Annotated in this window: 5 protein-coding genes and 5 tRNA genes; all 10 read right to left on the bottom strand. The window is 45.7% G+C overall.

Translation table 11 applies throughout. The features are described from left to right. Nucleotides 1-136 precede the first annotated feature (136 nt). The 10 genes from BLQ13_RS02505 to BLQ13_RS02550 all read right to left on the bottom strand — a co-directional run bounded on the left by BLQ13_RS02505 (nucleotide 137) and on the right by BLQ13_RS02550 (nucleotide 6188). On the bottom strand, nucleotides 137-2221 hold the full coding sequence (locus tag BLQ13_RS02505) for a SpoIID/LytB domain-containing protein (protein WP_090915607.1): 2085 nt from the start codon (nucleotides 2219-2221) through the stop codon (nucleotides 137-139). A gap of 173 nt (nucleotides 2222-2394) precedes the next feature. Next, on the bottom strand, nucleotides 2395-3405 hold the full coding sequence (ruvB, locus tag BLQ13_RS02510) for a Holliday junction branch migration DNA helicase RuvB (protein ID WP_090915609.1): 1011 nt from the start codon (nucleotides 3403-3405) through the stop codon (nucleotides 2395-2397). 61 nt (nucleotides 3406-3466) lie between these two features. Further along, a complete protein-coding gene (ruvA, locus tag BLQ13_RS02515; RefSeq protein ID WP_090915612.1) occupies nucleotides 3467-4081 on the bottom strand; it encodes a Holliday junction branch migration protein RuvA in 615 nt (204 codons plus the stop codon). Further along, nucleotides 4078-4581: a crossover junction endodeoxyribonuclease RuvC gene (ruvC, locus tag BLQ13_RS02520; protein WP_090915614.1), complete on the bottom strand. Its 504-nt coding sequence runs from the start codon at nucleotides 4579-4581 to the stop codon at nucleotides 4078-4080. Before ruvC ends, ruvA begins: the two co-directional genes overlap by 4 nt. A 287-nt stretch (nucleotides 4582-4868) precedes the next feature. Next, nucleotides 4869-5561: a BofC C-terminal domain-containing protein gene (locus BLQ13_RS02525; protein ID WP_139168842.1), complete on the bottom strand. Its 693-nt coding sequence runs from the start codon at nucleotides 5559-5561 to the stop codon at nucleotides 4869-4871. 191 nt (nucleotides 5562-5752) lie between these two features. Continuing rightward, a tRNA-Pro gene (locus tag BLQ13_RS02530) sits at nucleotides 5753-5826 on the bottom strand. 7 nt (nucleotides 5827-5833) lie between these two features. After that, nucleotides 5834-5912: transfer RNA gene (locus BLQ13_RS02535), tRNA-Leu, on the bottom strand. 21 nt (nucleotides 5913-5933) lie between these two features. Then, nucleotides 5934-6010 (bottom strand) — tRNA-Arg (locus BLQ13_RS02540). A gap of 7 nt (nucleotides 6011-6017) precedes the next feature. After that, a tRNA-Gly gene (locus tag BLQ13_RS02545) sits at nucleotides 6018-6092 on the bottom strand. Nucleotides 6093-6110: 18 nt separating this feature from the next. After that, a tRNA-Asp gene (locus tag BLQ13_RS02550) sits at nucleotides 6111-6188 on the bottom strand. Nucleotide 6189: the final 1 nt, after the last annotated feature.

Genomic DNA, 6189 nt, shown 5'->3' on the forward strand with positions numbered 1-6189 from the left:
CCCGGATTTTTTTATCTCCCTTTCCCAAGGGGAAAATCCAGTGATAAAGGCGACCGCTTCGCTTTCTCAGGTTTTTTTCTGTCTTCTCCGTTTATGTGTAAATAAATATAGTCGAGCTTATATAAATCATTGTCTTTTATTCCTTAACAATAGTTGCGTTTTGATAATAGTGTTTCAATATCGTCTGGTAATCATACCCTTCGTCAGCCATACCCTTGGCGCCCCATTGAGATAAGCCAAGTCCATGTCCATTCCCTTGACCAATAAACATAAAGGTCTGGCCTTGTGTCACGGCTCTCGCTTGACCATCTGCACTCATCACAACAAGTGCGTTGCTGGATGAGGTGCCTGTGCCTGAGGCAGACAATATTGAAGCGCCCTGTGATCCGGTTTTGCTGACTTTTTGACCGTCAGCGCCTAATACAGTATAACTTCCGGTCCCTGCAATATCAAATAAAGTGCTTGGTAATCCGCCGAGTGCAGAGCGATACGTATCCGCATATTTAACAGTCAACGGTTGCCCGTTGGCCGTAACTTCCAGTGCTCGTCCGGAAGGTCCTCGCTTGGTTACTTCCAACGTTGATATGGAAGCTGGAGCGGCTACAGTTGTCTTACCTTGCAATGTCTTGACAAGTTGTGCCGAAGTAAACGGCCCTCTCACCCATGCATAATCATTGGATTGAGCCACTTTTGCCAATACAACAACTTCCGTTCCAGGATTGATTTTGGCAACTGGCTCAACATTGGATTGAATGAGCGGGATCGGTCTAAGATTTGTATTTTGAGCCGTTACGGTTGCTTTGGAGAGTCCAGCATCCGTCTTCGTTGTTAATTCTTTTACATTGTCCTCACGTATATATCCACTCACACCTGAACTCATCAGCACATGATACCATGTATGCAGTCCAGCCTGCGCAGACAGATCGCCACGACTGTCCACATTTGTAAATACGCCTGCCCCACCGTTCCACACTTCAGAAGGATGAGCCGTTTGTCCTCCAGCATTAGATGAAAATACAGCTTCTACAATTTTGCCTTCGCTTTTGAGCACTTCTCCAGCCGTTGCATCCACCGCACTCGTTACTTTGTCGTTCTCAGAGTTCATTCCATTGTATGCCTGACTCAGTGTGGTATCCACAACATTGGCGATCTTGAAACGCTCGCCCTGCTGGAGCGCATAAGAACGGGCAGCCACCGCCTGCACTTTAAGTGCTTCCGTTGGCCAAGAAGAATACACTTCTGCGCCAACAACCGAGTACAAGTACTGTTCCAGTGGCACGACGTTAACTAAAGCTAGATCCCCATTAACGATGCTGATCTCCATATCTCCGCGATATGTACGCTGGGAGCGCTCTACAACTTTTATACCGTTGCCACTTCCTTGTATCATTACCTTGGAGTCATTGCCTGCAATCGTGTAATGTGGAGCCGTTTTAAAGGCATCCATACTCAATCCTGCGTCCTGACGAATAATCAAACCTGGACTGTTACCTACAGGAGAGAGGCTAATGCCAGATACACTGGATTCTACACGTTGCTTCAACGTAGATAACTCCGTCGCAGATGTCGCTTCACCGACCCATACGGTATAGGTTTGATTGCTTCCATCTAGTTGCAATACAGGATAAGCTGTAAATCCCGCTGCAAGCAAACTTGACTGTGCTGCTTCTGCTTCCTGAAGAGAAGTGTAGTTCCCCGAAGACAGACGTTCGATTCCGGTTACAACCGGTTTCTGTCCCGCTAATTGAGTCGCAGCTGTCTTTTGAACCCGAGCAATGGCTTGTCCTGCAAGTGCTGCTGTACCGTAATTGCCGGTGTATAGCTGATACAGTGTTTTTCCATTAAACGTCACCGTATACAGCAAAGGTTTATCAGCCGTAGCCTGAAGCAATTTTGCTGCCGCTGCGGCTGTTGTGAAATCAGCAGTCTCCAATACTTTTACGCGGAATCCATCCGCACTAAAACGGGTTTGCCCCGATGGAAGAGTCACATTGGTACCACCACCAGACTGAATACTCCATGAACCTGCTGATTCAAGTGTAATTAGAGGTGTTGTTGATTTATATGTGCTCCCTAAATTCGCAAACATCGCTACTCGAATCAATTGTGCATTATCACCAGCCGCAAAAGCTGGTACTTGCAAGCTCCCCACTGTCAACAGAGCAGCCGCCAGTACCTTCAATCGACGACTCCACTTCTTCGTGCGTATTGCTTTTCCCACAATCAGGCTCCTCTCCATACAGGTTCTTCACTTTATATCGGTCAGTTTTCACGGGAATTTCAACTTCCTGTTTAATATCTAGGAATTCCGTTCACTGTTTATAAACGGGTAATGTCGTCTTCTTCATCTATTCTCTCAAGGTTGTCGCATAGACGACGTGCAAAAGCCGAGTCTTACTTACCGTCTCTTGGCGGAATAGGCAAACCAAGATGATGATAGGCTAGATCAGTAACTACACGCCCCCTTGGCGTACGCTGAATCATACCGATCTGCAGCAGATAAGGTTCATACACATCCTCAATCGTCTGAGATTCTTCCCCAATGGTAGCCGCTATCGTATCCAGTCCAACAGGACCTCCCCGGAAGCTGTTAATCATAGACTTGAGCATCTTGTGGTCGATATCGTCTAACCCACGCGGATCAATCTGCAGGCGTTGCAACGCCTCTTCTGCCAGGGCTTGTGTAATAATGCCATCACCGCGTACTTGTGCAAAATCACGTACTCTTTTCAATAATCGGTTTGCAATCCGCGGTGTCCCTCGTGAACGCAAAGCAATCTCCTCCGCAGCATCCCCAACAATCTCTACACCCAGAATATCAGTGGATCGTGAAACGATGTACGCAAGTTCATCAACCGTATAGAACTCCAAACGACTAATCACACCAAAACGGTCACGAAGCGGAGCTGACAAAAGTCCTGCGCGTGTCGTAGCTCCTATTAACGTAAATGGAGGCAAGTCCAAGCGAACGGAACGTGCACTTGGCCCTTTGCCAATCATAATATCCAGAGCAGAATCCTCCATCGCCGGATACATCACCTCTTCAACGGTACGATGAAGTCGATGGATCTCGTCAATGAATAACACGTCTCCCTCTTGCAAATTCGTCAGCAGCGCTGCCAGATCACCTGGACGTTCAATTGCAGGGCCTGAAGTGGTTCTCAGGTTTACGCCAAGTTCATTTGCAATAATATTAGCGAGTGTTGTTTTACCTAGACCCGGAGGTCCGTATAATAGCACATGATCCAATGCTTCATTCCGCAATTTAGCGGCTTCAATATATATTTTAAGATTTTCCTTCACCTGATTCTGCCCGATGTATTCATTTAGATATCGGGGACGAAGGCTTAATTCGACGTTCTGATCTTCCATCATCAGGTTAGCGGATATAATCCGTTCATCCATGTTCTTCCCACCCTTTTCTTGCAGGTTACAACTCTAGTACGACGATACAAATAAATATAAATTAACCCGTAAATAACATTTGCAGTGCCCGTTTCATCAACACATCTACAGAATCTACGGTCGTCACATCTTTTTTCAGCTTGAGCCATACTTTGTCCAGTTCACTATCCGTATATCCAAGCGCCTTCAGACCTTCACGCGCCTCATCCCATGAGGACCCACTTCCAACCTCCTCGGATGGTGGTGCAAAGAGACCCGTTTCATAGGCTGCTGTACCGAAACCATCCAATTTGTCCTTCAGGTCCAGAATCATACGTTGCGCTGTTTTTTTTCCGATGCCTGGTAGTTTCGTCAAGAATGTCAGATTCTCCTGATAAATGGCTGTAACCACATGATCAGGTGTACCACCGGCAAGAATACCTAACGCCACTTTTGGCCCAATTCCAGATACTTCAATCAATTTACGGAACAAACGCTGTTCCTCTCTCGTCACAAATCCAAATAACAGCATCGCATCTTCACGCACATGATGATGGGTGTACACGATGATCTCGCCTTCCTGCTTGGCAAACGCATAGGGGTTCGGACAGAACACACGATAACCCACCCCATGCACATCTAAAACAATATAATCACTCTCGACATGTATGAACTGTCCTCTTAGAAAATCAATCATTTTCGCAATACCTCATTCAACTTGGAATTTAATGTATAAGAATGTGCATGACAAACAGCAACAGCCAGCGCATCTGCAACGTCATCGGGTTTAGGCACAACCTGCAGACGAAGGAACATTTTGACCATCTCCTGCACTTGTTTCTTCTCCGCCTTGCCATAGCCTACAATCGCCTGTTTGATCTGCATCGGGGTATATTCCGCAATAGGCAGGCCTTTTTGAGCAGCAGCAAGAATCATGACCCCTCGAGCCTGGCTGACAGACATCGCTGTTGTTACATTACGGTTAAAAAAGAGTTTCTCCAGTGCGACCGCATCTGGCTTATACTTATCAATCAGTTGCACCATGCCCTCATATACGTGAAGAAGCCGATCCTCATCTGGTGTATGTGCCTCCGTCTGAATACATCCATATTGTACGGGCACAACCTTGTTCCCGATTTTATCTACAAAACCAAACCCCACAATCGCAATACCCGGGTCAATTCCCAAAAAACGCAAAACCATCTCTCCCTTACAAAAGCGAACATATGTATCGTTCATTTCATTATAACAAAAGATAGGCCTTGCGGCAGGAAAAACTTTGTCTCTGCCAAAGCCTATCGTATTTCGTGACTTTTCTTCAAAATTTTCATTTTTATAGAAGAGTTAACTTATAAAAACGACAAAAAGGACATCCGCACGATGTCCTTCCCTAGCCTCTCTTCTATCCACTTATCTTCATACACGTTCCCCGAAGGTAACTCTACACCTTTGACTTAAAAGTTGTATTCCTTATGCGGGTTGGCTTATCCGCCATTTCGAAGTAAATGATGCGTTTCATCCACAGCAAAGTCACTAAACGTCGAAATTACACTGTCATATTCATCTTTATCCTGTATTCGGATGCCTTCTTGCAATTGCTCCAGCACTCCTTCAGGCAATGAACTTTCCAATGTATCTACATCAAGTTGAAAAAACGTACGAATAACATTCTCTTCAGCAGGTTTGCCCTCATACAGATTGAGATGACCTGTAGCATCGATACTGATGTAGGCTTCTTGTTTACAAACAGGTGAAAGATCATCCACGCTTTGATTCAAATGTAACGTATCCGAAGAAGTAACCTTTGCTTCCCACTCTGGATGTTGAGCAAGCAGCATTTTTAATTGAGGGATATCCATTCTCCCCAGCTGTTCAGTTTCAACACCACAAATATATTTGGTTTGTAAAACAACACGTATTAATTGGTCTGCACCCGTTTCAAGCTGCTCAACAATCACCTGAATCTCATGTGCCGATCGTTGATCCTGTTTAACTGGGCCCATAACATTTACGGCTTCACCAAAATCGGTTGTTAGTAAACGCTCAACTGCTGCTGATATAGATAAACCACGGTATGCTAATATCGTAACTGCACATATAGCGGCAACCATCCACAACGTTCGTTTCCATCGCCGCCAGCGTCTCTTTAATTGTTTTCGTAAGGTGAACCTATTCACATAAACCCCTTCAATCACTTTTTTAAACCTATTGTGACCTAATGGAGAAACCTTTATGCAAACCCACCTCTTTAAACTCTTGAAAGCCTTGACCTTGACAAGTTGCGGTAATCGAGAGATCCAAATTTATGAAGTGAATATCTACTAAAATCAAAAAAATCACCATCTGATTAGATAGTGATTTTTAGAAATCGGGATGACACGATTTGAACATGCGACCCCCTGGTCCCAAACCAGGTGCTCTACCAAGCTGAGCTACATCCCGTTATATATACCGGCGAGAGGACTCGAACCTCCACGGTTTCCCACTCGATTTTGAGTCGAGCGCGTCTGCCATTCCGCCACGCCGGCATAGTTTAAATTTAGTTATAATGGCGCGCCCTGAGAGATTCGAACTCCCGGCCTTTTGATTCGTAGTCAAACGCTCTATCCAGCTGAGCTAAGGGCGCAAAATATTGGAGCGGAAGACGGGAATCGAACCCGCGACCCTCGCCTTGGCAAGGCGATGCTCTACCGCTGAGCCACTTCCGCATGATAAAATTGTAAAGATGGCGGAACCGACGGGATTCGAACCCGCGATCTCCTGCGTGACAGGCAGGCATGTTAGGCCAACTACACCACGGTTCCA

This window comes from Paenibacillus polysaccharolyticus, from assembly GCF_900102085.1.
Taxonomy (GTDB): domain Bacteria; phylum Bacillota; class Bacilli; order Paenibacillales; family Paenibacillaceae; genus Paenibacillus; species Paenibacillus polysaccharolyticus.

Bases quoted from the DNA above. Each gene is read 5' to 3' on its own strand.
- ruvB (WP_090915609.1), bottom strand. From the start codon at position 3,405: ATGGATGAACGGATTATATCCGCTAACCTGATGATGGAAGATCAGAAC.
- ruvA (WP_090915612.1), bottom strand. From the start codon at position 4,081: ATGATTGATTTTCTAAGAGGACAGTTCATACATGTCGAGAGTGATTAT.